General features: G+C 51.5%; 25 protein-coding genes. 16 read left to right on the top strand and 9 right to left on the bottom strand.

Annotation, left to right across the window (positions count from 1 at the left end; genetic code table 11):
- Window positions 1-22 precede the first annotated feature (22 nt).
- Entirely contained in the window at window positions 23-349 is a 327-nt protein-coding gene (locus tag F459_RS0104120) for a hypothetical protein (protein WP_020611470.1), read from the bottom strand.
- A gap of 80 nt (window positions 350-429) precedes the next feature.
- Between F459_RS0104120 and F459_RS0104115 the strand changes: the two genes are divergently transcribed.
- From F459_RS0104115 to F459_RS0104075, 9 genes are all read left to right on the top strand, one after another.
- Window positions 430-828 (top strand): helix-turn-helix domain-containing protein, encoded by a 399-nt coding sequence (locus F459_RS0104115; protein WP_020611469.1) that lies wholly within the window; start codon window positions 430-432, stop codon window positions 826-828.
- Between the two features lie 94 nt (window positions 829-922).
- Window positions 923-1363, top strand: a complete 441-nt coding sequence (locus tag F459_RS0104110; RefSeq protein WP_020611468.1) for a pyridoxamine 5'-phosphate oxidase family protein — start codon at window positions 923-925, stop codon at window positions 1361-1363.
- 9 nt (window positions 1364-1372) lie between these two features.
- Entirely contained in the window at window positions 1373-2329 is a 957-nt protein-coding gene (gene pdhA / locus F459_RS0104105) for a pyruvate dehydrogenase (acetyl-transferring) E1 component subunit alpha (protein ID WP_020611467.1), read from the top strand.
- 16 nt (window positions 2330-2345) lie between these two features.
- A complete protein-coding gene (locus tag F459_RS0104100; protein ID WP_020611466.1) occupies window positions 2346-3326 on the top strand; it encodes a pyruvate dehydrogenase complex E1 component subunit beta in 981 nt (326 codons plus the stop codon).
- A 24-nt stretch (window positions 3327-3350) separates the two neighbouring features.
- The gene (locus F459_RS0104095) at window positions 3351-4643 is read left to right on the top strand and encodes a 2-oxo acid dehydrogenase subunit E2 (RefSeq protein ID WP_020611465.1); all 1293 of its coding nucleotides are present in this window, start codon (window positions 3351-3353) and stop codon (window positions 4641-4643) included.
- A gap of 33 nt (window positions 4644-4676) precedes the next feature.
- The gene (gene lpdA / locus F459_RS0104090; protein ID WP_020611464.1) at window positions 4677-6062 is read left to right on the top strand and encodes a dihydrolipoyl dehydrogenase; all 1386 of its coding nucleotides are present in this window, start codon (window positions 4677-4679) and stop codon (window positions 6060-6062) included.
- A 38-nt stretch (window positions 6063-6100) separates the two neighbouring features.
- Window positions 6101-6616 carry a thiol peroxidase gene (gene tpx / locus F459_RS0104085; RefSeq protein ID WP_020611463.1) on the top strand — a complete coding sequence of 172 codons (516 nt, stop codon included), beginning with the start codon at window positions 6101-6103 and terminating at the stop codon, window positions 6614-6616.
- A 41-nt stretch (window positions 6617-6657) separates the two neighbouring features.
- A complete protein-coding gene (gene rlmKL, locus F459_RS0104080) occupies window positions 6658-8802 on the top strand; it encodes a bifunctional 23S rRNA (guanine(2069)-N(7))-methyltransferase RlmK/23S rRNA (guanine(2445)-N(2))-methyltransferase RlmL (protein ID WP_020611462.1) in 2145 nt (714 codons plus the stop codon).
- A 19-nt stretch (window positions 8803-8821) separates the two neighbouring features.
- Entirely contained in the window at window positions 8822-9574 is a 753-nt protein-coding gene (locus tag F459_RS0104075; RefSeq protein WP_020611461.1) for an NYN domain-containing protein, read from the top strand.
- Window positions 9575-9657: 83 nt separating this feature from the next.
- Here the strand turns inward: F459_RS0104075 and F459_RS24095 are convergent, their stop codons facing one another.
- Entirely contained in the window at window positions 9658-9807 is a 150-nt protein-coding gene (locus F459_RS24095) for a symporter small accessory protein (protein WP_013253193.1), read from the bottom strand.
- A 143-nt stretch (window positions 9808-9950) separates the two neighbouring features.
- On the opposite strand from F459_RS24095, the gene F459_RS0104065 reads away from it, so the two are divergent.
- A complete protein-coding gene (locus F459_RS0104065; RefSeq protein ID WP_245540071.1) occupies window positions 9951-10481 on the top strand; it encodes a methylated-DNA--[protein]-cysteine S-methyltransferase in 531 nt (176 codons plus the stop codon).
- A 91-nt stretch (window positions 10482-10572) separates the two neighbouring features.
- Here F459_RS0104065 and F459_RS0104060 read toward each other — a convergent pair whose 3' ends face one another.
- Window positions 10573-12141, bottom strand: a complete 1569-nt coding sequence (locus F459_RS0104060) for a DUF5312 family protein (RefSeq protein ID WP_020611459.1) — start codon at window positions 12139-12141, stop codon at window positions 10573-10575.
- 32 nt (window positions 12142-12173) lie between these two features.
- Window positions 12174-13277 carry a TIGR01212 family radical SAM protein gene (locus F459_RS0104055; protein ID WP_245540070.1) on the bottom strand — a complete coding sequence of 368 codons (1104 nt, stop codon included), beginning with the start codon at window positions 13275-13277 and terminating at the stop codon, window positions 12174-12176.
- On the opposite strand from F459_RS0104055, the gene F459_RS0104050 reads away from it, so the two are divergent.
- From F459_RS0104050 to F459_RS0104025, 6 genes are all read left to right on the top strand, one after another.
- Window positions 13237-14586: a hypothetical protein gene (locus F459_RS0104050; protein ID WP_245540069.1), complete on the top strand. Its 1350-nt coding sequence runs from the start codon at window positions 13237-13239 to the stop codon at window positions 14584-14586. The genes F459_RS0104055 and F459_RS0104050 overlap by 41 nt on opposite strands.
- A 77-nt stretch (window positions 14587-14663) precedes the next feature.
- Window positions 14664-15773: an ABC transporter ATP-binding protein gene (locus F459_RS0104045; RefSeq protein WP_020611456.1), complete on the top strand. Its 1110-nt coding sequence runs from the start codon at window positions 14664-14666 to the stop codon at window positions 15771-15773.
- 99 nt (window positions 15774-15872) lie between these two features.
- Complete coding sequence (locus tag F459_RS0104040; protein ID WP_020611455.1) at window positions 15873-17645, top strand: hypothetical protein; 1773 nt, start codon at window positions 15873-15875, stop codon at window positions 17643-17645.
- A gap of 11 nt (window positions 17646-17656) precedes the next feature.
- A complete protein-coding gene (locus F459_RS0104035; protein WP_020611454.1) occupies window positions 17657-18268 on the top strand; it encodes a chemotaxis protein CheD in 612 nt (203 codons plus the stop codon).
- Entirely contained in the window at window positions 18265-19014 is a 750-nt protein-coding gene (locus F459_RS0104030) for a PilZ domain-containing protein (protein ID WP_020611453.1), read from the top strand. The genes F459_RS0104035 and F459_RS0104030 overlap by 4 nt, the downstream gene beginning before the upstream one ends.
- A 49-nt stretch (window positions 19015-19063) precedes the next feature.
- Window positions 19064-19885 (top strand): phosphohydrolase, encoded by an 822-nt coding sequence (locus F459_RS0104025; protein WP_020611452.1) that lies wholly within the window; start codon window positions 19064-19066, stop codon window positions 19883-19885.
- A 47-nt stretch (window positions 19886-19932) separates the two neighbouring features.
- On the opposite strand, the gene F459_RS0104020 is transcribed toward F459_RS0104025, so the two are convergent.
- From F459_RS0104020 to F459_RS0104000, 5 genes are read right to left on the bottom strand one after another with little or no spacing between them, the layout of a single operon-like run.
- A complete protein-coding gene (locus F459_RS0104020) occupies window positions 19933-21237 on the bottom strand; it encodes an aspartate kinase (protein WP_020611451.1) in 1305 nt (434 codons plus the stop codon).
- Window positions 21238-21247: 10 nt separating this feature from the next.
- The gene (locus F459_RS0104015) at window positions 21248-22438 is read right to left on the bottom strand and encodes a M24 family metallopeptidase (protein ID WP_020611450.1); all 1191 of its coding nucleotides are present in this window, start codon (window positions 22436-22438) and stop codon (window positions 21248-21250) included.
- A complete protein-coding gene (locus F459_RS0104010) occupies window positions 22438-23439 on the bottom strand; it encodes a cyclodeaminase (RefSeq protein WP_020611449.1) in 1002 nt (333 codons plus the stop codon). The genes F459_RS0104015 and F459_RS0104010 overlap by 1 nt, the downstream gene beginning before the upstream one ends.
- Window positions 23426-24415, bottom strand: a complete 990-nt coding sequence (locus tag F459_RS0104005; RefSeq protein ID WP_020611448.1) for a pyridoxal-phosphate dependent enzyme — start codon at window positions 24413-24415, stop codon at window positions 23426-23428. The genes F459_RS0104010 and F459_RS0104005 overlap by 14 nt, the downstream gene beginning before the upstream one ends.
- A 24-nt stretch (window positions 24416-24439) precedes the next feature.
- Window positions 24440-25612 (bottom strand): M24 family metallopeptidase, encoded by a 1173-nt coding sequence (locus F459_RS0104000; RefSeq protein WP_020611447.1) that lies wholly within the window; start codon window positions 25610-25612, stop codon window positions 24440-24442.
- Between the last annotated feature and the right edge of the window lie 6 nt (window positions 25613-25618).

Here is a 25618-nt window from a genome sequence, read left to right as displayed (position 1 = left end):
AACGCGAAGCCTTCGTTGTCAATCAGGAAGCGGTTATTGAAAGGAAAGCTATGATTTCGTCGGCAGAAATCGGAAAGGGATGGTAACAAAAACGCTCTTCATCGCCCTCGGTGTCGAAAGATGTAAAAAGAAAATCGGGTAAGGGAGAGGCGAAAAATACGGGCATCAATGTGGAAATTTTCCTCGCAAGCGGATAGTCCTCACCGCAAAACCGAAGGGAAGAAATGATAAGCGCCCGTTCGGCGGAGGCAACGGAAACGGAGCGGAACGGACAGACGTCGAACAGAATATCCGCATATAAACGGTCCCGGCAGAGGAAAAAGATGGCTGGACGATGCAATACAGACACACATAATGGTAGCATCATTTTATTTATGACACAACCAAAGGTTTGTTGTGTGCCGTACACGAGGAAAGGATAATGAACCTATGGTCCTCGATAAATCGACGATTGGGCGTAACATACGCTCCTATCGCAAAGCATGCGGCCTCAGTCAGGCAAGCCTCGGAGAGAAGGTTGGCGTTTCATATCAACAAATCCAGAAATATGAGAACGGGGCATCTTCGATCTCGGCTTTTCAATTGGGACGTATAGCGGAGATTCTGGCCGTACCTATCAACTGTTTCTTTCATCTTGATGCGGAAAGCGGCGCCGAACCACCACCTGCCTATTCACCCAAAACTGACGATGACTTCCTACGGGTCAGCCAGGACGAACGGAAACTGGTGCTTCGATATCGGGAAATAAAAACCCCTTCAATAAAAGAGTATCTTCAGAATCATATGAATGCCATACGGGAACTCGAGCGCAATTTAGACGAGGAGTAACCTCTCTCTTCGATTCCTTTTCCGACTTTTTTGCTCACAATCCTTCACTTCTGTTGTTTGTTTTACCATATTAATAACAACGGAGGAAACATCTATGACAAAATCGCAATTCCTTATTGAGATCGAATCACTCCTTGAGAATGCAAAAACGGCTATCCTTGCAACGGTCGATCGGGACGGAAGCCCGCGAATGCGCTGGATGACACCGGCGATTTTGAAAGATCGCGCCGGCGCCATCTATGCGGTTACCTCACTGGACTTCGATAAACGGCGTCAGCTGGAGGCGAACGCTTCAGTTCAGTGGATGTTTCAAAACAAGGGGCTCGATCGTATCGCCTATGCCGATGGAAAAGCAAACCTGATCGAAAATGCTTCAATGCGAGCCGAAGTCCTCGAAGAGATCGGCAGCAAACTTGGTGTTTTCTGGAAGTTGAACTCGGATGCAGGAAGCTTAGTCGTTGTCGAGACCATCATAGAGCGGGGGCGCAGTTTCCTGCCCATGACGGGAGAATCGAGAATCGTCGATTTTAATTAAGAGGTCATTATGACAGATACAAAACAAAAAACAGCGCTGTATAAAAGGATGCTGCTTATTCGCAGATTTGAAGAAAAGGCCGCTCAGATGTACGGTCTGCGAAAGATCGGAGGTTTCTGCCATCTCTACATTGGCCAGGAGGCTGTCGCGACCGGGGCCATCGGGGCCCTTGATTTAAAAAGAGATTATATTGTGGCCGCCTATCGCGACCATGGCCATGCCTTGGCCTCGGGGATGGATCCAAAGGCGGTGATGGCGGAACTCTACGGAAAGGTTACCGGTTGCAGCAAGGGAAAGGGTGGTTCCATGCACATGTTCGACATCGAGAAACATATGTTTGGCGGAAATGGAATCGTCGGCAGCCAAATTCCGGTAGCCACAGGGGTAGGGCTAAAGATTCGTTACCGGGAAGAGGACGGGGTTGTTCTCTGCTTTTTCGGCGACGGAGCTATCCATCAGGGAGCATTCCATGAGAGCCTGAACCTTGCAAAGATATACGGCCTGCCGGTTGTCTATATCTGCGAAAATAATCAGTACGGTATGGGCACCGATTTCAGACGTGTTTCGGCAGTCGACGACTTTTCGGTCATGGCCGCAAGTTACGGCATCGAAGGGCGTCAGATCGATGGGATGGATGTGATTACGGTCCATGAAAATGTAAAAGAGATTGTGGAAAAAGCACGAACGGAGCATCTTCCTTCCCTCCTGGAAATAAAAACCTACCGTTACAAGGGCCATTCCATGAGCGACCCGGCAAAGTATCGAACACGGGAGGAGCTTGAGGACTACAAAGAACGCGACCCAATTCTGATTCTCAAGAAAGGACTTCTGGAGGATGGCGTTCAGGCCTCCGATCTCGAGGCATGGGACAAAGAGGCAAAGAAACTCAGCGAAGAGGCTGCAAGCTTTGCGGAAGAAAGTCCGGAGCCGGAAATAGAAGCGCTTTACAGCGACATACTGGCCTAAGAGAAGGGAGGACACTGTGGCGAAAATAGCATTTCGTGAAGCAATACGACAGGCAATAGAAGAGGAGATGAGGAGGGACGATTCGGTACTGCTTATGGGTGAAGAGGTGGCCCAATATAATGGGGCCTACAAGGTAACCCAGGGCTTGCTGGAAACATTCGGCTCCAAGAGGGTCATCGATACCCCCATTACAGAAGAGGGTTTTACCGGCATGGGAATAGGTGCAGCAATGGCTGGCCTGCGCCCCATCGTCGAGTGGATGACCTTCAACTTCTCCCTCATGGCCATCGACCAGGTGATCAGCAACGCGGCGAAAACCCGTTACATGTCAGGGGGGCAGTTCAAGATCCCCATGGTGATACGGGGACCCAATGGGCCGGCCGAGTTTCTGGCAAGCCAGCACAGCCAGGCACTCCAATCCTTTTATGCCCATATTCCCGGCCTGAAGGTTGTTGCACCATCGACTCCCTACGATGCCAAAGGGCTTTTGAAAAGTGCCATACGTGACGATAACCCCGTAATCTTTCTCGAGGCGGAGTTGATGTATTCCTGGGAGGGAGAGGTTCCCGCAGAGGAGTATCTCATCGACCTCGACAAGGCCGACGTAAAGAGGGCGGGAAAGGATGTGACCCTTATCGCCCATTCGAAGCCGGTACGCATGATGCTGCAGGCGGCAGAAAAACTCGCAGAAGAGGGAATAGAGGCAGAGGTGATCGACCTGCGGAGCCTACGCCCCATCGATACCGAAACCATCTATAAATCGGTGCGGAAAACAAATCGCTGTGTGGTCGTCGATGAGGCTTGGCCTGTAGCATCGGTGGGCAGTCACATCGGGTTTCTTGTGGGGCGGGACTGTTTCGATTATCTCGATGCGCCGGTCCAACTGGTCAGCGGAGAGGATGTGCCCATGCCCTACAACCATAGGCTGGAACTCGCAGCGCAACCTTCGGTCGAGAAGGTGGTTCGCGCCGCGAAGTCTGTATTGTATGTCGATTGAAAAATCGATAAGGAAGGAGGCCCCATGGCCGAAGCGATATTAATGATATCCCTCTCTCCAACTATGGAGAAGGGCACCATAGCAGGTTGGCAGAAGGCAGTTGGTGATTCCATAACCACAGGAGATCTCATCTGTGAGGTGGAAACAGACAAGGCCACCATGGATTACGAGTCAACGCAGGAAGGAACACTTCTTTCGATTCTTGTCGATCAAGGGGGCAGCGCAAAGGTTGGTGATCCCATAGCAATCGTCGGCAAGGAAGGCGAGGATATTGCAGAGCTCGAAGCAAAGCTGAAGAAACAACTTGCCTCTTCGGAAGGCGACGAAAAGGCTACTACCCCAAAGGAGACATCGTCTCCTGCTCAAGAAAAGGCAAAACAAGCCTCGGCGGCAGCTTCACCACCGGCACATAGAGAATCACATGCAGGGCCGGCAGGGAGTGACGACGGCAGGCTAAAGGCGAGTCCCCTGGCGCGGCGTCTTGCACAAGAGGCAGGAATACGTCTTGACGCCCTCACCGGCAGCGGCCCCGGAGGAAGGATCGTAAAAAAGGATATCGAAACGGCAAAGACGGCAGGGGCCTACGCCCCTTCTCCCGTACAGAGCAGGGTGCCGGGGCGCATGCAGGATAGGGTCGAGCCGGTAAGCGGGAAACGGGCCATCATTGCCAAGCGGTTAAGTGAATCGATGAGACAGGCCCCCCATTTCTATCTGGATATCGATGTGGAAGCCTCCCGTCTGGCACGCTTGCGTGATTCTCTCAATCGTCCGAGGCAAAAGCGAGGGGAAGAAAAACTCTCTTTCAACGCCTTTCTCATAAAGCTCGTGGCCGAAGCGATTACCCGGAACCAAAACATCAATGCATCCTGGGAAGGCGATTCGATACGCTACTACGGTTCTGTCGATATCGGGCTGGCGGTGGCGCAAAAAGAGGGCCTCATTACACCGGTGGTACGCAACTGCGAAGCAAAGGGAATTGCCGCCATCGATGAAGAATTGAAAGAGCTTATCCCCCGGGCACAGGCGGGACGGCTTACTCCCGAAGAGTATGAGGGAGCAAGCTTTTCCATAACGAACCTCGGCAGCTGGGGAATATCCCGTTTCACAGCGGTTATCAATCCCCCGGCATCGGCGATTCTCGCTGTCGGTGCTTTGCGGCAGGTTCCTGTTCCGGACGAAGAGCTCGGTTTTCGTTTTGTGGACACCATGACCCTCACCCTCGGTTGTGATCACCGGGTGATAGATGGAGCCGTCGGTGCCGCTTTTATGGCGGATTTGAAATCAATGATGGAAGAGCCGGGCATGGTCCTGTTATAATCTCGGGCGGGGCCATTTCCCCAAGGAGTAGATATGAGTGATAATTATGATCTGATCGTCATTGGCTCGGGACCGGCCGGATATGTTGGAGCAATCCGTGCCACTCAACTTGGCCTATCCTGCGCCGTTATCGAAAAGGGCGATGTGGGCGGCGTATGTCTAAACATAGGATGTATTCCATCCAAGGCCCTGATTCGACAGGCAGAAATCTTTCGAAGCGCCGATGAACTCGAAGGCCTCGGTGTAACCGTGGATAAAAGCGGCTTCGATTACCAAAAGGCATGGAAGAAGTCGAGGAAGGCAAGTGCAAGCCTCTCAAAGGGGGTGCAGTTTCTTCTAAAAAAGAACAAGATAGCGCTGATAGAGGGACGGGCCACGCTGGAAGGCGGGGGCGTGGTCCTTGTAAACGGTGAAAAACGGTATACGGCGAAAAACATCCTCCTTGCCACGGGAAGCCGGCCAAGAGAACTTCCCCCCTTCCCCTTCGACGGAAAAAGGATCCTTTCAAGCGACCAAGCCTTGATGATGGAAACGCTTCCATCGAGCCTTGCCATTTTAGGAGCAGGGGCCATCGGTTGCGAGTTCGCCCATATCATGGCCAGTTTCGGTGTTGAGGTAACCCTGATCGAGGCGATGGGGAAGATCCTTCCAACCGAAGACCCCGACACCACCGCCATCCTTGCCAGGAGCTTCAAAAAGCGGAAGATCAAGATGTTGGTTGGCGCCAAGGCCTCAGGAGTAGAGACTTCCGAAAAAGGGGTTTCGCTGAGTGTCGAGAGCGGAGGAAAGCAGGAAACGGTGCAGGCCGATCAGCTCCTCGTGGTCGTCGGCCGCTCGCCCAATACCGAAGAGCTTGGTCTTGAGAAGGCGGGAGTCGGTACCGATGAGAAAGGCTTTGTGCGCGTCGCAGACCATTATAAGGCGGCGGAAGGGGTCTATGCCGTAGGCGACATGGTCGGAGGAATACTCCTTGCCCACGCAGCGAGCAAAGAGGCCGAACTTGTCGTCGAGCACATTGCAGGAAAGGAGGTCCCGGCAGCAATCGACCGAACCCTTATTCCCACAGCGGTCTATACCGAACCGGAGATCGCCGGCTTCGGAATGAGCGAGACAGAAGCGAAAGAGGCCGGATACAGCGCCAAAAGTGTACAGTTTCCCTATCGGGGAGCCGGAAAATCCGTGGCAATCGAACGTCCGGATGGCTTCGTAAAGATCTTGTACGATGAAAAAAGCCGGGAGATCCTCGGCGGAAGAATAGTGGGTGACCATGCAACCGAGCTAATCCATGAATTGTTGCTTGCACGATCGGCGGAGCTCTTGCCCGAAGATATTGCAAACACGGTGCATGCCCACCCAACCCTCTCCGAAGCGGTTATGGAGGCCGCACGAGGGGTGGATGGGTGGACCATCCAGGCTTAGAACAGCGATTTTATATGATGTTATATAAGGAGTAAATGATGGAAAAGCGTCAAGTGACGAAAATGGGCGGAAACAGTATCACCCTTCTGGGACCGGAACCTTCTGTTGGGGACAAAGCCCCCGATTTCACTGTCCTCGATACCGATCTGATGCCTAAAAGTCTTGAGGACTACGAGGGCAAGTATAAGCTCATCAGCGTCGTTCCATCCCTGGACACCGGAGTCTGCGACAGGCAGACCAGGAAATTCAACGAAATGGCATCCTCCCTCGGCGACGATGTGGTGATTCTTACCATCAGTATGGACCTGCCCTTCGCACAGAAGCGTTGGTGCGGAGCAGCCGGCGTCGACCGGGTCGTTACCCTTTCGGATCATAAGGATGCAGACTTCGGTACGGCCTACGGCGTGCTCATCGAAGAGCTGAGGCTCCTCAACCGTTCCATTTTTATTGTGGATAAGGCCGATACCATCCGTTATATCGAACTTGTAAAAGAAAACCACGATCATCCCGATTATGACGCGGCGGTTGCAGCGTTGAAAAAGATCCGCGAATAACGCGATTGTATCGATCATCCCCTTCGGCTATACTGAAGGGGATGATCGTTTCCCATACCCTTTTTGCTCCTTCGGCAAAGCATTGCAGCGACATTGTCGCCGACGAAGCCGCCCTTGCCGGAGGGGAGGTTCTTGCCATTCTCCCCGGAGGTGTCTCCTTTCGGGGAAATCTTGAAACCATGTACCGTTTTTGTCTCAACGCGCGGGTTGCTTCCTCGCTGATTCTGAGCCTTGGCCGATTTGCCGTCGAAGAAGCTACAGACCTCTATCGGGCCGCAAACAGTATCGACTGGCCCTCCCTGTTTCCGGTTCGGGCAAGCTTTGCCGTTGATGCAGCAGGAAAACGGGATAGGGCTGTGGAGCATACAGGCTATGCCGCACGGGTGGTGAAGGACGCTATCGCCGACAGATTTCGAGACGCCTGCGGCGCCCGCCCCAGTGTGGACACCGCCCACCCGGATATCACCATCAATCTTTTCATAGAGCGAAAAGCGGTCAGTATCGGAATCGACCTTGCAGGAGAGGCCCTGCACAGGCGCGGTTACAGAAAAGAGCGGGGAGAGGTCGTCCTTCGGGAGACCGTGGCAGCAGCGGCTCTGGTGAGGGCGGGCTGGAAGGGCATGGCCGGTGAAGGGAAACCCTTTGTCGATCCATTCTGTGGAAGCGGAACACTTCTCATTGAAGCGGCTCTGGCAGCCGGAGATATAGCACCGGGGCTCTTTCGCAGACGATTCGGGTTCGAAAGTTTGAAGGGCCATGATTCCCAGCTCTGGGAAAGGATGAAAAAAGAGGCGGAGGAGATCCGCCACAAGGGGCTGAAACGGATTCCCGTCATCAAAGGCTACGATATCGATCCGGCGGCTGTCGCCGCTGCAGCAAAAAATATTGCCGCAGCCGGACTTCGGGAAAGGATTGAGGTAAAGGTCGCAGATGCCAGGTTTCTTGATCCCGGAGCGTTGCGTGAGCCGGGCCTGCTGCTCTGCGATCCCCCGTACGGAAAGCGAAGCGACCTGAAAGGTAAGGCGCTGGAAGGGCTCTATCGCAGTTTCGGAGAAAACCTGAAACTCCATTTCGGGGGATGGAAGATCGGAGTCGTCGCCGGAGACGAAGCAAGGAACTATCACATTGGTCTGAAGCCGGAAAAGGTCAACACCCTTTTCAACGGACCGGTGGAATGCAGTCTGGGGCTCTATCAGATCCGTGAACGGGAACAAAGCCCGGGCGGCGCAATGGCGGCAAACCGTTTGAAGAAGAACATGAAACGGCTGAAACGGTGGCTCCTCGACGAGGGGATAACCTGTTTCCGTCTCTACGATGCCGATATGCCCGAGTACGCCGCTGCCATAGACCTCTACGAGAGCGTGGACAACGACCGATGGATACACCTCCAGGAATACGTTCCACCGGCTTCCATTGATCCGGCAGCGGCGGCCAGAAGGCTCGGCGAGCTGGTGGATGCGACATCCGACGCCCTTGGGATAGCCCGGAGTCATATCGTCGTAAAGAGAAGAAGACGGCAGCGCGGCACGAATCAGTACGCGAAGTTTTCCGAAACGGGACGGGAGTTCGAGGTCTTCGAAAACGGCCTTCGTTTTTTGGTCAACCTCCACGACTACCTCGATACAGGCATCTTCCTAGACCATCGCCCCTTGCGACGAACCATCATGGAAACAGCCCAGGATAAGCGTTTCTTAAACCTTTTTTGTTATACGGGAACGGTATCGGTTCATGCCGCCGCAGGGAGTGCGGCACGTACCACGAGTGTCGATAATTCCAACACCTACCTTAACTGGGCAGGGCGGAACATGGCCCTCAACGGCTTTCAGACGCAGTTCGGCGATAAGAAGGCAAAGCACCGGCTGATAAAAGCGGACTGCCTGACATGGCTTGAAACTGCGGCGAAACAAGAGCACGGGGCCTATGATCTCATCTTTCTCGATCCGCCCACGTTCTCGAATTCGAAAAATATGGACGACACCTTCGATGTTCAGCGCGATCATCCGAAGCTCATCGAATGGTGCATGGAACTGCTCGCCCCAGGCGGCCTGCTGCTCTTTTCGACAAACAGAAAAGGGTTCGTCCTTGAGCTAAAGGATCAGGATGCTCGGGAAATTACCGACGAGACCATCGATCCTGACTTTCTCACCAGAAAGGCCCCGCACCTATGCTGGACCTTACAAAAATAATCATATGGAGATAACACTCATGCAAAGAGATATTGAAGAACAAAGCCAGCAGAAACTGGCGGTACTCATTGATGCCGATAATACTCAAGGTTCTATTGTGGAAGGCCTTTTGGCCGAGGTGGCTAAATACGGCATTGCCAGCGTAAAACGAATCTATGGCGACTGGACAAGCCCCAATTTGCGAAGCTGGAAGGAGGTGCTCCTCGAGCATTCGATCATACCGATCCAGCAGTTCGGTTACACCAGCGGGAAGAATGCCACCGACAGCGCAATGATCATAGACGCCATGGACCTTCTCTATACCGAACGATTCGACGGCTTTTGCATCGTATCGAGCGACAGCGACTTTACCCGCCTTGCGGCAAGGATCAGGGAAGAGGGGCTGACGGTATACGGCTTCGGAGAAAAAAAGACGCCCAGGGCCTTTGTGTCCGCTTGTGACAAATTCATTTACACGGAAATCCTTCGGGAAGATGCGGAAGAGGTCCATTCCACAAAGAAAAGCGGAGGAGAACTTAAACGGGATTCAAAATTGGTCAATCTGCTGAGAACGGCGGTGGAAGATTCGGCGGACGACTCGGGATGGGCCTATCTCGGCAACGTCGGTCAAAATATCGCCAAGAAAATGCCCGATTTCGATTCCAGAAACTACGGTTTCAAGAAGTTGGGAGAATTGATGGAGGCGACGACCCTTTTCGAAAAGGACACAAGAACCATCAAGAACGCCCCGGGAGAGCTCCTCTACTTTCGAGACAAACGCAAAAAGAACTGATCAACAAAATAAAAAGAGGCATACCGGATAACGTGATCATCCGGTATGCCTCTTCTCTTGTCTTCACATTTCAATGTACATGCTTAATGTGTCTCCTTCTCTCTCTCCAGAGGGACCGTCTCGGTCTGGTCCTGCCTGTTCCAGTGCAGAAGCCCATACACGATACAGCCCACCGTAGAAAAGAAAATCAACGCATGAGCCACGGACATTGCCGTGTCGGTCGGATTGATCATCGGAGACTCCTTTTTCTCAATATCCTTACATTTCTTAACTGCTCTTAACTGCTATAGTATCATAAAATGTATCGGCATGAAAATCAATAATCATAAATTTCCCGTTGTTGTTTATAGGGAACATCACGTGTACACTCATGATCATGCAAGCATGGCAACTCGACCGCGATTTTTCCCTTGGAACAATGAGAATGCAAGTAACCGAGTCTGGAGAACTCTTTTCTCTCAGGTTTGTCGACCGGAACTCCCCAGTGACGGAGGAACAGAGGCCAACTCAGCAGGCATCTCCGTATCCACCGTTGCCCGAAGAGGCAGAACGGGTGCTCTCCTCCACCGTAGACCAACTGAGAGAATATTTTGCCGGTAAGCGAAGCGGTTTTGATCTTGCCTATCATCATACGGGCGGGCCCTTTGCGAAAAAGGTATATAGCGAAGTATCTCGTATCCCCCCGGGAGAAACGAGAACGTATCGCCAAATTGCAGAAGCCATCGGAAAACCCACAGCAGCCCGAGCCGTGGCAGGGGCTTTGGCCGCCAATACACTGCTGATCATCATTCCCTGCCACAGGGGTGTACCATCGAGTGGAGGAGTGGGAAACTATCGGGACGGGACAAGGAAAAAAGGAGAGCTTATCGCATTGGAAAAACGGCTATATGGAACAAGCTGCGAATAGTTTGTGCGCAAATTGTGCGTCTTCTGTAGAATTACCCACCGTTTATCCACAGGGGGTTGTAGATAGTCATAGACAAGGGGGAAGGTCTCTTTTATTTCTTCTTTACATAAAATTGCATCAATTGGATAAAATAGTAGATCTTTTTATAGAGACCGGTAAGAGTTTCCTTTACATCATGCTCGAAGGCCCCCTCAACCTCCTTCCAGTTGAGGATAAGTTCGTGGGGTTTCTTCTCATAGTCTTCCAATACCAATTTCAGGCTTTTTCCGACCATGATAAGGTTGCTTGCGGTCTCATTTATCATCCGCAGCGCCTCATCATTTATATCTTTCAGCATTTTTCGCAAGATAACGATGCTGTTTTTATCTCTGTCCCCCTTATGGAGAAAGGCCTTCAGCTTGACTCCGGAACCGCCTTCTTCCGAAAGCCCCTCGTCGAAGACAATCAAATCCTCGGAAACCTGCATGATCGCATGAAAGGCTTCGGAGAGTTGCTGACTGGAGAGATTTGTCGACCATTTGCCCCTTATCAACAAGATATCCACAACCGTTTTGATATCACGCTTATAGAAGTCGAGGAGAAAGGCTTTCAAATAGTTGAGAGGACGAACGTAGATATAGCCCCCAAGCATCTTCTTGGAAAAGGCCATATTATTCTTCTCGGTATAGTATTTCATGCGGCTGATCGCCGTTGTCCCGAAAATAGTGTTCAGAAGGGTGTCGATTTTTTTGTTTTGCCGTTCAATGAGAATCTTCTGAATCGTCATCTCGGTACCGGTCTTGATCTTGTTCAGATACTCCTCAACGATATGCTCATCGTGATAGTAGCTCTTTGGTTGATAATAGGGGTCCTGGTCGATGAGCTGAACGATCAGTGTAAGGATCGAACTGCGTTGAACATCAAGAAGGTTTTTTATCACCTTACGAAAATCGTCACGATTTATGACTTCCGTCTGTTTATACGAGGCGAGAATATCAAACAAGGCATTCCAGTTCTGGTCCTTATTGAATTGAAGCATGATCTCCAGAAAATCCTTAAGATCATCGCTGATATAGCTGCCGTTGATTGTCTCGAATTTAGGATGATACACAAAATCCCGTTCGGGAAGAGCGGAATCGAACTTCTTAAGAAAGAAATAGTAGTCGAAATTGATCAGCTGAAAAAAGAGAAGCAGGAGATTGTAGCGATTGTTGATCTCTTTTATTTTGTCGCCGTTAAAGGCCGAAAAGAAGGTAACGAGCTTGTCCTTCAGCTCAGAGGCAAGGACCTTTGTGTCCTTACTCTCGGCGGCCTTCCTAATCGCCGCCTCATCAACGGTTTCAAGAATCTTCAGCTGTTCACCGGTCAGGGTACTTTCGATAAGAATGGTCTTCAAAACCCCCGATGAATGGGCATTCTGCAAAAGCACTTGAGCGGGGGCAATAACCTTATACATGTCGTAAAAAAGCTTCGCAAGGCCGGGCAGCGCTTCGGCCCCCTTGGTCTTCAGATACTTGTACTTCTGGTGTTTTACTTGTTTTTCAATCTCTTTCAGTAAGCGCCGTTTTTCCCGTTCCGGATCGGAAGCCCCGAGAAAAATAGAAAGAATACGATCAATCAAACCGGAAAGCCCACCGGAAGAGGAGCCCGGATCACCGGTTGCCCAGAACTGTCCCCGCATAAGGCTAACTGTAGGCCAAAACAGGGGGGCTGTCAATCCGGCGCGTTTCTCTCACATTCGGCGAATCGTCTTCCCTGATAACTATTCCGTTTTTCAAGCTCTTCATCCAAAAGGCGATAGAAATGGGCTTTGGAGGCAAAATCGACGGGAGCAAGGAGCCGGGCCTTGGGCGTGTCACAGGTTACCCTCTGAACGACAGTCGTCTCGGGTAAGAGCTCCAGGGCGTCGGCCACCAGCCGCAGATGGTGTGTGGTATCGGGCACCTGCAGTCGGCCTTCCCGCCACCATTGCGCAAACCGTGTTCCTTCGGCAATGTGCAGATTGTGAATTTTCACCCCGTCGGGCCGCAGGCGGGCCAGGCGACAAACACTCTCTTCCATCATTGCGTCGTCTTCCCCGGGAAGCCCGAATATCAGATGAACGGAACATTTCAGCCCCCCGGCCCTGGCCGTTTCATAGGCCCTTTCAAAGGCAGAGGTGTCGTGCCCCCGGCCGATATGCCGAAGGGTCTGATCATGATAACTCTGCAATCCCAACTCCAGCCACACATCCATATCGAGGGAGGAAGCATAAGAGGAAAGCAGCTTCACCACCTCTTCGTCCACACAATCGGGACGGGTACCGACGATGAGCTCCCGAAAAGATGCGAGGGAGAGGAGATAATCATAGATATGCTTCAGTCTCGGCACCGGTGCCCAGGTTCCGGAAAAGGCCTGTACGTAGAGAATAAAGGAGTGCACTCCGTAGCGATTCGAAAGGAAGGTCCCTCCTTCATCGATCTGTCTCTTCATCCATGTTTGCCAATAAGGATCATCGGGGTCCGGCCCTGATGAGGAACGCAAGAAGGAATGCGGTCCATTAGCTTCCTGGTAGGCGGCCCGTGAACCAGCTTCGTCACAATAATAGCAGCCCCCCCGACCGTCCGGATTTCTGTTGGGGCATCCGAATCCCGCATCAATACCGATCCTGTAGACAGGTTCTTTGTAACGGTCTTTCAGATAGGAACTATAGCGATAAAATCTTTTGGTCACCGATTCATTATCACAGGAGCGTCGGCAATTGACAAGGCGTCCGCCTCCACGTAGAGTTGCCTTCATGGGATTCTCGGGAAACTTACGTAAACGTCTTATCATCATCATGCTGCCCCTTGTGTTTCTGCTTTTGGCCTCGGCGATTTTCTTTCTCTGGTATAAGAACCCCGGTCGCTTCCCTTCTACGGCGATACTCTGGACAAACCGCCCCGAATTCGCCGCCTATGCCGAGCTCTTTAACGCATCGCAGGAGCTCTACCAAATCGAGGTGGTCTACAAAAACGAGCCCGCACGGGAAATTGAAGAAGGGAAGATCGATACCAATAAGCAGGAACTGGTTCCCGATCTGGTTGCCGGTGCCTATCTCAACAACGAAAAAACCATACAGCGGTTCTCTTCCCTTGCATCCCTTTTTGCAACGGGGGAAAGGGATGTGGAGAGGCGGACGAACCTTCCTCTTTTGGACCAATCCCTTTTCTACCAAGATTTTCTTTCGCGTGGGGAAAATTCAGCAGGGCAGCACATACTGCTCCCGGTGAGTTTCGATCTTCCCGCTCTCGCTTTTTTGAAGAGTTCCAGAAGCGGCAACCAGCAGTTCAGCCTCAATTTGGAAAGTATCCAGGAAGAAAGTGCCGCATATAACGTCATCAGAGACGGTCGATTCAACCGCATGGGATTCTCCCCGCGATGGAACCCCGAAGTGCTGTATGAGAAAACCGCTCTTTTCCGGACCAATTTTACAGAAGCAGAAAAAACGGGACAGGTGACGTGGAATCAGGAGGCCCTGGATCAGGCGATCTCCTTCATCAGAGAATGGATCACTACCGTCAACCAGGGGCGAGACCTGGAACAGCAATTCATCGACACCTTTCTTTACGATCCGCCGGTTAAACTATTGTCCGACGGTCGAATCCTTTTTACCTATTCGACCCTGCGGAATTTCTTCCACCTGGCCCCGGAAAAACGAAGTGCCCTTGATTTCCGGTGGATGGCCAAGAACGACCTTATACCGGTCAACGACGATCTCCTTTTCATTGGAATTCCCAATGCCGCAGATGCCCGGCCGGCTGCAGGTGCCTTTCTTCTCTGGTTTTTTCAAAGTGATACACAGAAAAAACTCCTCGAATCCAGCCAGTTTAAGCGAATGAGGACGTTTGGCATCGCCGACGGCTTCTCCTCATTGCCGTCTATTAATGAAGAGATCATTCCCCAGTACTTTCCTTCTCTGGTAGGGCACATCCCCCCCGAAAACTATCTCAGTTTTCCCCTGCCCCTTCCTTCCAGGTGGAACGCCATGAGAAAAGATGTCATCATTCCCTGGCTCCTGGAAAAGGCCTCGGCCGACGATCCGAACCAAGTCCCCGATCTTTCCGAACGGCTGGAGACCTGGTATCGCCAAAAGCCGTTACAGTGAGTAAAGGGGAAAGTTTCATTGACAGCTCGCTAAAAGCATAATACTCTGTTAGCCATAAGATAATTTGGAGGTATTCTATGGCTACAGTACAGCTGAAGGGTATCGGCAAGGTCTACGAAGGCGGCGTCAGGGCCGTCGACAATGCCAATATCGACATTCAAGACAGAGAATTTGTCGTTCTCGTAGGACCATCCGGTTGCGGAAAATCAACAACGCTCCGAATGGTTGCCGGTTTGGAGGATATCACCGAGGGTGAACTCTATATCGACGGTAAACTGGTAAATGATGTGCCGCCGAAAGATCGGGACATCGCGATGGTATTCCAGAACTACGCGCTTTATCCCCATATGAGCGTATACGACAACATGGCCTTCGGTCTCAAAATCAGAAAATTTGATAAAGCCGAGATCGAAAAACGTGTTAAGGAAGCGGCCAGAATTCTCGACATCGAGGAACTGCTTGACAGAAAACCAAAGGCCCTTTCCGGTGGCCAGAGGCAGCGTGTCGCCGTCGGACGCGCAATTGTTCGCCAGCCTAAGGTTTTCCTTTTCGACGAACCCCTTTCAAACCTCGATGCCAAGTTGAGGGTTCAGATGAGGGCGGAGATTTCAAGTCTTCACCACAGGCTGAAGGCAACGATGATTTATGTTACCCACGACCAGGTCGAAGCAATGACCATGGCGGACAAGATCGTTGTCATGAAAAATGGTATCATCCAGCAGATTGGAAATCCGCTGACCCTTTACAACAAACCCGCAAACAGGTTTGTCGCAGGCTTTATCGGATCACCTCCCATGAACTTCATGACTGTCAAGGTTGTGGAAGAAGGCAAGAAACTGCTGATGGAAGAAGCCGATTTCAAGGCTGAGATCAAAGGGGTCTATGCCGATCTTCTCAGAGAAAAGGGATACATCGGAAAAGAGGTCATTTTCGGAATCAGGCCGGAAGATCTTGCCTATGAAACAGAGGGAAAAGAGGGCGTAACGATCAAGGGCGAAATCGGTGTTATAGAACCCCTTGGCGCTGAAACCCAGGTATGGGTCAACACACAGAAACATCAGCTGATTGCAAAGCTTGATCCGGACGTTAATGTTAAGGTTGGCCAGCAAATATTCTTTACTCCCAATTATGAAAAAGCCAACTTTTTTGATCTTGAAACCGAAAACACCATCAGAAAGGAAGAATAGGGAAAAACTTTCTGAAATCCGAAATAAAACGGCCGTCACGAACCACCGCGACGGCCGTTTTTCTTGCACACGCGTAAGAGCTTAACTATACTAAAGGCAATGGAACAGAGTATCGAAACATCTCCTACGGATATCGCAGCACAGATAGACGGAGTGATCAAGAATACCGAGATCATATTCGACGGTATTGCCGGAATCTTTCCGAAGCTTTCTTCTGAGCTTGAAAAGGGAAGAAATGCCTCGGAGCTGCAGGTGGAAAACCTCAAAACCAAGACGGCGACTTTTCGCAACACAACCTCGGCATCATCTCTTCTGGCAAAAACAAAAGCGGTACTTCGTGAGGCATCGGATTCTTTCAATACCCTGCACCTGCGGGACGATCAGCTGCTGGAGAGTCTTCGCAAAGAGATCGAGGTGGTCAAGGAGCTGGACTATCGAATTTCGGATATTCGGGAAAGTTCGGAGTCGATGGAGCTGATTAGTTTAAATGCGATGACCGTTGCAATCAAAGCGGGGAAGGCGGGAGGAGCCTTCAGCTTCATCACTGAAGAGCTTAAACGCATTTCGGCCCGTTCAATCGTATATACCGAAGAACTTACCGCCGAGGGCAAGGAGATAGACGAAGCATTTTCAAACTTTCTTTCCGCAATGGAGAAGGTTGAAGAGGTACAAACAAAGCTGCTGCAGGATTTCGGCAACTTTGTCGATACGGGTTTTCAGAAGGCGGGAAATGCAACAGATGGGGCAATCGATTTTCTCAAGGATATTATCGAAGAATCGAAAACCATAGGGGCCCCTCTTACTACCATCATGCAGCAGGTCCAACATCAGGACATCATCCGTCAGTCTCTCGATCATGTTGTTCTTGCTCTCAAGGAGTTGAAAACAGAAGGAGAGCCTAGCGGACAAGAGAGCATTGAGGAACTTTTGGACGAGTTGGTCTTTCTCAGGACCATTCCGCGTCTCTGCTCCGATCTTATTAATGATGTATCTGAGCAGATTCGACAAAGCTATAATCTTTTCAAGGGAGAGACGGAAAGAATAGGCGGAGTCATGTCCTCCATTGAACAAAATGTGCGGGATTATCGCCACGGGGCCTCGCTCTCTTCCTACTTCAACGAAGCGGAAGCATCCATAGCAAAAATCCGTAAGAGTGTTGCCTCCTCTCTTGATATGAAGGTGGAAATCACCTCGCGAAGTGAAAATCTCATGCAAAAAGTCGGGGCTCTTCAGCAGAGTTTTATCGATTTCTCCGAGCTTGTCGGACAATTCCAGAATGTCAATGTGGCGTCAAAAATAGAAATAGCGAAACAGCAGGCCCTCGAATCGATGGAAGCAACAGTCGAAGAGATGTCCAATCTTACCCATTTTATCGACTCGACCGTTGAAAATGCACTTCAAAGCATCCATAAATTCTTTAAACGGACCCAGGAGTCACTTCTTTTCTATCGGGAAATGTATAAAAGTGAGGCAAGCTTTGCCGACAATTTCCAGCATGACATGGCACTTATCGCTGAAAATGCCAACTCAACGGTTCATGGAATCGAAGCAGTTATAGAAAATTTCTCGGCCTTTGGAAGTGGGTTCATTCAAACGTACCGGGAAACAGAAGAGCTTCTTGAAAAGCTTTCGGAATGTCGACAGGAGCTGGCACAAAGCACCGATTTGCTTGGCAAAATTGAAGAACTTTTTGATAGGCAATTCAAAAAAGAACTGGCACAAAATGGGCTTAAGGACTGGAACATTCAAAGCGAACGTTTTCAGAACATCATCAAGCGGTTCACCATTCTCGAACATAAAAAAGTAGCCGGTAAGATCGGAGGTTTTGAAGTTGAAGAGGGAAGCGCCGGCGGAGAGATTACCTTTTTTTAAGGGAGCACTTTGTGCATCTGCTTCATAACCATAGCTTAGGAAAGGACGTTGCCTTTCTTCATCCCGGCGACTTCCATGCAACAGGCGAATCGATTCTAATATCGACGGTCCTTGGTTCCTGCGTTTCGGTCGTGCTCTGGGATGTCCAAAAGAGGCAGGCAGGGATGAACCATTTCATGCTTCCGGGTGAGCCGAAAAGGGTTTTCTATCTCGATGAGAACGGCAAATACGGCATGAATGCCATGGAGCTCTTGATCAACATGTTGATGAAAATGGGATCGGCGAAGAATCAGCTGGTCGCCAAAGTTTTCGGCGGTGCAATGGTGCTTGCCACGACCAGAAGCGAGGCCCTCTCCATCAGCAGGGCTAATATCGATTTTGCCTTTAATTATCTTGAATTGGAGAAGATACGAATCATCAGTTCCGATGTGGGGGGAAATCAGGCGAGAAAGATCATTATGGATCCGACGACGGGAAAAGTACTTTTGAAGAGGCTTCCGCATGTACGGGATACGGAAATCAGAAGCGAAGAGAGTGGCTATCTCGATCGGCTCAAACAGCAGGAAAAGAACGGAGCGGTGGTTTCCTTTTTCCAAGAGAGTAAAAACGAGGTGAGGCAATGACAGGAATAGGAACAGGACGCAAGATTTTCTATTTTTTCCCGGAAGGGATCTTTCATCAACGTCTTGTCGAAGCTGCGATTGTTGCGGAATACGAAATTTATACCCTTTCGAAGGGGAGGGAGGGTATTCGTCTAATTACCGGATATCCAAACTCTCTTGTGTTTATCCACGAAGATACCGTCCTTACCGAGGAATTCTCGGCTTTGGAGCAAGAAGCTCACCGACAACAAACGATTTTACACCAGCAGCAGATTGAAATTTTTCTTCTCAACCCTCATACAAAACACCATTCCCCTGCACAATTTGATAGGATCGCACTTTCCGAGACACCAGCAAAGGCAGTCTCAACCTTTCTCGCCTTTCTTGAAGAAAGCGGAGCAAAAGGCCAACGCAGATACGTTCGTTTTGGAACAAACAGCCAGTCAATTTCCCCCTTACGCATTACTTCCGGGGGAAAAATATACACAGGAACGATTTCCGACATCAGTGCGGCAGGAGTCTCCTTTGTCCTGGAAGAAGGAAGGCTCCTGCCTGCCGGCTCCAGGATCGACTCTTTTACCATGGAAATCGGAGAAGCCATCGAGGGATTGAAGGGAACGATTTCCCTAAGAAGGAAACTCCCGGACGGCACGATCCTCCTTGTAGCAATGTTTGATTCTCCCGATCATGAGACGAATATGCGTCTTCATCGCTATATCCATGCCTCGCTTCAGCGACAACTTCGCCAACGTTTAAAATCTGTGTAATCGTCCCCTTTTCCTGACGGATCTACTCTGAATTGATTATATTAGCATCATGAACGATATTAAACGAAATGAAAAATCACCAAAGGAGCGTGCCCTCGACCGAAAGCTTCTTGCCATGACGGAAGGAAAGGCAAAAGAAACGCTACAACTGCTTATCGAGGATGAGGAAATCCATGCCATGCAGGAATACGCAAATACAGTTTCGATTCGAAGGCTCCACTTCAATGACCACGGTCCGGTCCACATGCGAAAAGTGGCTTTAAATGCCCTAACCATGATGAGTCTGCTTAAGGAAGCGAATGTAAAGCTTTCCCTCGAAGAGGATGAGGTCGGAAGCTTTGAAGAAAGCAGCGTAGGGGTACTGCTGGCGGCCTTTCTCCATGATGTCGGCATGACCATCGGGCGGCAGGACCATGAACACTCTTCAATGATTATCGCTGCGCCGTATATCGATGCCATCACCCAAAAGCTCTACCCAAACGATCCGGTACGAAAGGTGATAACCAAGTCGGTTGCCCTTGAGGGAATCGTCGGACACATGGCTCAGCAAAAAATTCACTCAAAAGAGGCTGGTATTATTCTCATAGCCGACGGATGCGATATGGAAAAGGGTCGGGCGAGAATCCCCATGAGCATGAACACCGAAAGTCATGTCGGGGACATCCACAAATACAGCGCCTCTGCAATTGAGAAAGTGAAAATCCAAAAGGGAGAAGAAAAGCCGATCAGAATTGCAGTGGAGATGAGCGCCTCAGTCGGTTTCTTTCAGATTGAAGAGGTCCTTTTCAGCAAGATCAATTCCAGTCCCGTTAAAGACCAAATCGAGCTGATTGCCAACGTCATCGGCAGGGACGTAAAGCGCTACCTGTAAGGTCCAGATGCAAGCGCTCCACGCCCCGCTTATGTGATACGCGCTTCCTATACGGCGACTTCGACCAAAGCCCGAAGGGCATCCCGATAACGATCGGTATCGACACCGATCAAAAGGGTTATCTCCGAACCACCAAAGCTGATGAAACGCACATTGATATCCGCCTTCTGCAAAGCAAGGAAATAGGATGCGGCAACGCCTGCTTTTCCCAGGATACCCTCGCCGACGACACCGATAAGGGCAAGCGAAGGCCTGAAAACAACCTCATCGGGGTCAAGATTTGCCCTGATTGCCTCGAGCACCGCATTGGCGTCTTCTACGTAGGCCTCGGGGATAAGGAAGCTAAGGCTATCAAAACCCTTGGCCTCAAACTCGGGAACAATGCCCCGCTCCTGAAGAAGTGTAAGGAGCTCTTGCCGAAAGCCGGGATAGCGGCCGAGCATGAGCTTTTCAATATAGAGGTTAAGGTAGGGCTTTTTACCGGAAACCCCGACAACGGCCCGCTTTGCAGTATCCCGGGAAGGGAGGATCATGGTGCCGGGGGCTTCGGGATTGTTGGTATTGCGAACATTTATGGGAACACCGACGCTGCGCACCGGAGCGATCGCCTCTTCATGAAAGACCGAGGCTCCGATACTTGCAAGCTCACGAACCTCCCGATAGGTGATCTCCTTGATGCCAGGAGGCGTATCAACGATCCTGGGATCGGCCATGAGAATACCCGAAACATCGGTCCAGTTCTCGTAGCGCGTTGCATCCACCGCCCGGGCGGCAATGGCACCGGAGATATCCGAGCCGCCCCGGCTGAAGGTCTTCACCTTACCATCGGAAGTCGATCCGAAGAAACCGGGCATGACATAGCGACCGGGCCCCTTCATCGCCTCGGCAACCATTGGGTAGGTGTCATCGTCAACCCTGCCGTCGGCGGTCAGACGCACCACCTCTTCAGGATCGACAAAGGTGGCATCCAGAACACCTGCCATCATCAAACCCGAAAGATACTCTCCCCGGCTTGCCGCATAATCCGCACTCGCACCGGAGCTTATCTTCTCTTCGATCTCATCAAGACGGGAGGCCATGTCGGAAACAACCGAAAGATCCTTACAGATAGCAAGAATTCGCTCCCGTATTACGGAAAAATAGGGGGTAATCGCCTTTCCATCGGAAGCGGCCTTATGGCAGGAATAGAGCAGATCGGTGATTTTCTCATCATCTTTGCTGCGCTTTCCCGGGGCAGACACGACCACAACCCGCCGGTCCTGATCAAGATCGATAATCGATTTAACCTTTCTCATCTGAGCGGCATCCGCCATGGATGTTCCGCCGAATTTACACACAATCATATTCTGCATATGTATACAATCACCCTTCCTTTGTAAAGAGCCTCTCGGGAAAGTTCACCAATTTCTCGCAGCCGGAATCGGTAACCAGGAAGGGTTCCGAGCATTCGAAGCCGTAGGTATCCAGCCAGATACCGGGCATAAAGTGAATAGTCATCCCCGGCTCAAGAACACTCTTGTCTCCCGGGCGAAGGCTTACGGTATGCTCGCCCCAATCAGGGACGTAGGCGAGGCCGAAGGAATAACCGACCCTGCTCGGCTTTTCCACCCCGGTACCTGCCAGGCAGCTCCGCCAGTAGGCCTCTACCTCTTCGGCGGTAACACCGGGGACGATAAACTCCAGGGTCTTACTGAGCCCAGCGACCACCACATCCGCAACCTTTTTCAGATCGTCCGGGACCTTTCCAAGGTAAACGGTCCGGGAGAGAGGTGCATGGTAATGACAACGGGCCGATCCCAACTCAAGGAGCACCACATCACCGCTTTGATAGGAACGTTCGGGGTGAAAGGTGAGATGGGCCGTGCTTGTCCGCTGACCGGAGGGAATGATGGGAAAGATGGCGGGGCTGTCTCCCCCATAGCCGTCGACCCCGGCGATCTGGGCCGCAGATACCGCGGCGGCAACCTCACGCTCGGCAACACCGGGTTCGATCATCTTGACCGCAAGGTCCATTGCTTTTTCGGTGATTTTGGCGGCCTGCCTGATCATCGTCACCTCGACATCGCTTTTTACACTTTTAACCCACGCCACAAGGCTTGTTGCATCGGCAAAGCGTGCGGAAGGAAGTTGTTCGGTAAGCTCTCTGTACATCCTGGCGCTGAACCAGTAATTGTCCATCTCCACCCCGATCCGTCGCCTGTCCCAGCCCTCTTCGGCAATTTTATCCGCAACATAGCGCATGGTGTGGGTGTAGCGGCTTTGCACATAGTGGTCGGGATAGCCGAGAATGCTCTCTTCCGAAAGCCAGGTGGTAAGCCGCGCACCATTGGAATCCTGTGCCCTGCCGAACCAAAAGGGTTCATCCCGATCGAGTGCGATAATAAGTCCCTGATGGACATAAAAACTCCAGCCGTCGTATCCGGTAAGATAGTTCATGTTTGCCGGATCCACAACAACCAGGACTTCCATCCCCTGCCGGTCCATGGAAGCCTTGACCTTCCTGAGCCTACGATGATATTCCTCTTCGGAGAAACGCAGTTCACGCTCCAACATCAGCGGCCTCCAATCTTTAAACCCTTATCGGCGGCTTTTACCCGTGCCAGGGCCTCGAGGGCTATGGCGGTATCCTGAATGCCGACGCCGGTGAGGTCGCATACCGTTATCTGCTTGTCGTTGTCTCTCCTTTTTTTGACACCGTTCACCAGCTCTCCGAGTTCGATCACCGTCTCATCGCTTATGCTTCCGGCGGCCTTGGCACTGCGCAGCTCTCCGAGGCGAAAGCACTGACTTTTTAGATCGCAGGCAACGATATCTGCCTTTGCAAAAACATCTGCCTCTATTTCCTGTTTTTCCTCGGTGTCGCTTCCCATGGCGGTGATGTGGAGCCCTGAATGGAGCCAGGAAGCCCGAATAAAGGGAGAACGTGCCGGCGTTGTTGTGGTGACGGACTGGCAATTACGCACGACCTCTTCGGCGTCTTCTGCCTTGATGACCTCCACGCCCAGTGCCCTGGACATATCTTCAACATAGGCATCGCGAATCTCATCGGAATCGGGGCTCCAGGTGAAAATACGTTTAAAGGGGCGCATGTGATAAAGGCCGCGCATCTGGAAACGGGCCTGGGTACCGGCGCCGATAACTCCGGCATTCTCTACCACGGAGGGGGCAAGATACTTGGCGGCAATCGCCCCGGCCGCACCGGTGCGCACCTGGGTGAGGTAGCCGTTATCCAAAAGTACAGCCTCCAGAAAACCGGTCACGGCACTGAGCACCAGCATCTGACCGCTGGCAGAGGGAAGACCGAGCTTACCGTTTTCGAAGAATCCCGAGGCGACCTTTATAGCAAGACTGTCCAAGCCTTTGATAAAAGCGCTTTTTACATCAACCTCTCCGGTCCGTTCGGGAACGGGAATCATCATGATGGGGGGGACCGTCGCATTTCCCTTCTGCAATTCGCCGAATGCATGCTCAACGGCCTCGATGATACTTCCGTCAAGCTTCACGCTTTCGACAAGTTCATCCTCATTAACAACATATATTTCAGCTTTCTGCATCTGCCTCTCTCCTTACTACTTCGATATAGCGGTCCAGCTCCACGCTGCTTCCGCTTACCACAAGCCCCACGTTCCCTCCGGAGGCGGAAACCTTACCGGCGAGGATCGCAGCGATCCCCACGGCCGCCGCACCCTCTATAACTAGGGAGTGTTTTTTTAAGGCATAATAGAGCCCCTTCCTGATCTCTTCCTCGCCTACCACAATATGGTCGTCGACATAGCGGGAAATCAGGGGCAGGGTATAATGGTTTTCCGTACCGATTCCTCCCAAAAGAGAATCGGCAAGGGTGTCCTTTTCTTCCACGGCTACCGGGTGGCCGGCTTTCAGACTCTCGAGCATGGCTGGAGATCGCTCAATGGAGACACCGACCACCTTTATTGTCGGGTTGACAGATTTGGCACAGAGGGCCACTCCTGCCAAAAGGCCGCCACCGGAAAGGGGTACCAGCAGTACATCGAGGTCCGGCCGCTCTTCCAGCATCTCAAGGGCGATGGTCCCCTGCCCCGCCACGATGGCTGGGTCGTCAAATGGAACAACGGGAACAAGACCCTTCTCCTTCCTCATTCGCTCGTAGGCAGCCTCAGCCTCATCCTGGCTCTGTCCCTCGATGTGAACCGAGGCCCCAAAACTACGAATCAGCTCGGCACGATAGGCGGGAACGTGTTCGGAAAGGCAGACGGTGGCGGGAATACCACTTTTCCCCGCTACAAAGGCAACAGCCTTGCCATGATTTCCGGTGGAAAAGGTAACAACCCCCCGTCGTCGCTCTTCTTCAGAGAGGCCGAGGATCTTGTTCGCAGCGCCCCTGACCTTGAAGGCCCCGGTATTTTGCAGGGATTCCAACTTCAGATAGACGGCTGCAGCCCCTGCCTCTTCCTCCAAAGCGGGAGAGGCAATAAAGGGGGTTCGGATCGCATAGCCTTTGATTCTGTTGCGGGCCGTATAAACGTCCCGCAGATTCGGCATAGTATTCATACAACAACACCCTGCAACGTGGGCCTATTTCAGGAAGATTTCCACAGGATATTCGTAAAGGCTCTCATATCCTGTTTCCGTAATACGAATGCTTGCATCCACCTCAAAACCTACATCGTCGTACCAAATGCCGGGAATGAGGTGAAGAGCCATGTTGGGCTTGACCACCGTCTTATCTCCGGGACGAAGACTGATGGTCTGTTCTCCCCAGTCCGGCGGATAGTTGAGTCCGATGGAATATCCGAGACGGGCCTCTTTCACCACCGTGGAGTGGCTGATGGCCCGGCGCCATTCCGCCTCGACCTCCTCACCGGTTACCCCAGGTTTGATGAAATCCAGGGTGGCTTTCAATCCGTCGATGACGGTTCGGGCAGTATCCTGCATCAGTTTCGGAGGGTTCTTTCCGAGAAAAATAGTCCGCGCGATGGGGGCATGGTAGTGTTTATAGACCCCTGACAGCTCCAACAGCACCGCTTCATCTGCGGTATAACGCTTCCCCGACCAGGTAAGGTGGGGCGTTTTGGTAGCCTCCCCTGCCATCATAAGGGGAACGATGGCGGGATAATCCCCTGCATACTCTTCGGTCCCGCTGTACTGGGCGGCGGCAATGGCTGCTGCGGCATCACACTCTCTGGATCCGACATTGATATTGGCAACGGCGGCATCCATCACCTTGACCGCGACCTTTCCGGCGGCCCGCATAAATTCAAGTTCTGCCTCGGATTTGATGATTCTGACCCAGTTCACCAGGGTATTCGCATCGACAAAAGCGGCGTCAGGCAGGCTTTTTTCCAGTTCAACATAGTTTCGGTGGGTAAAATAGAACTGGTCCATCTCAACACCGATCCGCTTTTTGTCCCAGCCCTTTTCCTTGATGACATCGGCAATGAAGTGCATCGGATGTTTGACCGTGGACTGTACGTAGTCGTCGGCATATTGCCTGATACAATCATCGGGAAGATAGGTGGTAATGCGGGCACCATTGGCGTCCATCCCACGACCGATCCACATGGGTTCCTTCTGATCGAGGGAAACCAGTACACACTGATGAACGTAAAAACTCCATCCATCGTAGCCGGTTAGATAATTCATGTTGGCTGGCTGGCTGATAAACAGCAGGTCGATCCCCCGCTCGTTCATCGCAGCTTTGGTCCTTTCTATTCTTTGTTCATACTCTTCTTTGGTAAATGCAGCCATACTATT

It is taken from the genome of Sediminispirochaeta bajacaliforniensis DSM 16054 (genome assembly GCF_000378205.1).
In the GTDB taxonomy this organism is placed as follows: Bacteria; Spirochaetota; Spirochaetia; order DSM-16054; family Sediminispirochaetaceae; genus Sediminispirochaeta; species Sediminispirochaeta bajacaliforniensis.
Note: the sequence above shows the minus strand (reverse complement) of the source record. Positions and strands in the feature narration are given on the sequence as shown.

Coding starts and splice junctions, on each gene's coding strand:
- F459_RS0104110 (WP_020611468.1), top strand. CDS start 923: ATGACAAAATCGCAATTCCTTATTGAGATCGAATCACTCCTTGAGAAT.
- F459_RS0104030 (WP_020611453.1), top strand. CDS start 18,265: ATGACAGGAATAGGAACAGGACGCAAGATTTTCTATTTTTTCCCGGAA.
- tpx (WP_020611463.1), top strand. CDS start 6,101: ATGGAAAAGCGTCAAGTGACGAAAATGGGCGGAAACAGTATCACCCTT.
- F459_RS0104050 (WP_245540069.1), top strand. CDS start 13,237: ATGGGATTCTCGGGAAACTTACGTAAACGTCTTATCATCATCATGCTG.
- F459_RS0104115 (WP_020611469.1), top strand. CDS start 430: ATGGTCCTCGATAAATCGACGATTGGGCGTAACATACGCTCCTATCGC.
- F459_RS0104005 (WP_020611448.1), bottom strand. CDS start 24,415: ATGAATACTATGCCGAATCTGCGGGACGTTTATACGGCCCGCAACAGA.
- F459_RS0104065 (WP_245540071.1), top strand. CDS start 9,951: ATGCAAGCATGGCAACTCGACCGCGATTTTTCCCTTGGAACAATGAGA.
- pdhA (WP_020611467.1), top strand. CDS start 1,373: ATGACAGATACAAAACAAAAAACAGCGCTGTATAAAAGGATGCTGCTT.
- F459_RS0104075 (WP_020611461.1), top strand. CDS start 8,822: ATGCAAAGAGATATTGAAGAACAAAGCCAGCAGAAACTGGCGGTACTC.
- F459_RS0104015 (WP_020611450.1), bottom strand. CDS start 22,438: ATGTTGGAGCGTGAACTGCGTTTCTCCGAAGAGGAATATCATCGTAGG.
- F459_RS0104025 (WP_020611452.1), top strand. CDS start 19,064: ATGAACGATATTAAACGAAATGAAAAATCACCAAAGGAGCGTGCCCTC.
- lpdA (WP_020611464.1), top strand. CDS start 4,677: ATGAGTGATAATTATGATCTGATCGTCATTGGCTCGGGACCGGCCGGA.
- F459_RS0104060 (WP_020611459.1), bottom strand. CDS start 12,141: ATGCGGGGACAGTTCTGGGCAACCGGTGATCCGGGCTCCTCTTCCGGT.
- F459_RS0104045 (WP_020611456.1), top strand. CDS start 14,664: ATGGCTACAGTACAGCTGAAGGGTATCGGCAAGGTCTACGAAGGCGGC.
- F459_RS0104095 (WP_020611465.1), top strand. CDS start 3,351: ATGGCCGAAGCGATATTAATGATATCCCTCTCTCCAACTATGGAGAAG.
- F459_RS24095 (WP_013253193.1), bottom strand. CDS start 9,807: ATGATCAATCCGACCGACACGGCAATGTCCGTGGCTCATGCGTTGATT.
- F459_RS0104010 (WP_020611449.1), bottom strand. CDS start 23,439: ATGCAGAAAGCTGAAATATATGTTGTTAATGAGGATGAACTTGTCGAA.
- F459_RS0104020 (WP_020611451.1), bottom strand. CDS start 21,237: ATGCAGAATATGATTGTGTGTAAATTCGGCGGAACATCCATGGCGGAT.
- F459_RS0104055 (WP_245540070.1), bottom strand. CDS start 13,277: ATGATGATAAGACGTTTACGTAAGTTTCCCGAGAATCCCATGAAGGCA.
- rlmKL (WP_020611462.1), top strand. CDS start 6,658: ATGATCGTTTCCCATACCCTTTTTGCTCCTTCGGCAAAGCATTGCAGC.
- F459_RS0104040 (WP_020611455.1), top strand. CDS start 15,873: ATGGAACAGAGTATCGAAACATCTCCTACGGATATCGCAGCACAGATA.
- F459_RS0104000 (WP_020611447.1), bottom strand. CDS start 25,612: ATGGCTGCATTTACCAAAGAAGAGTATGAACAAAGAATAGAAAGGACC.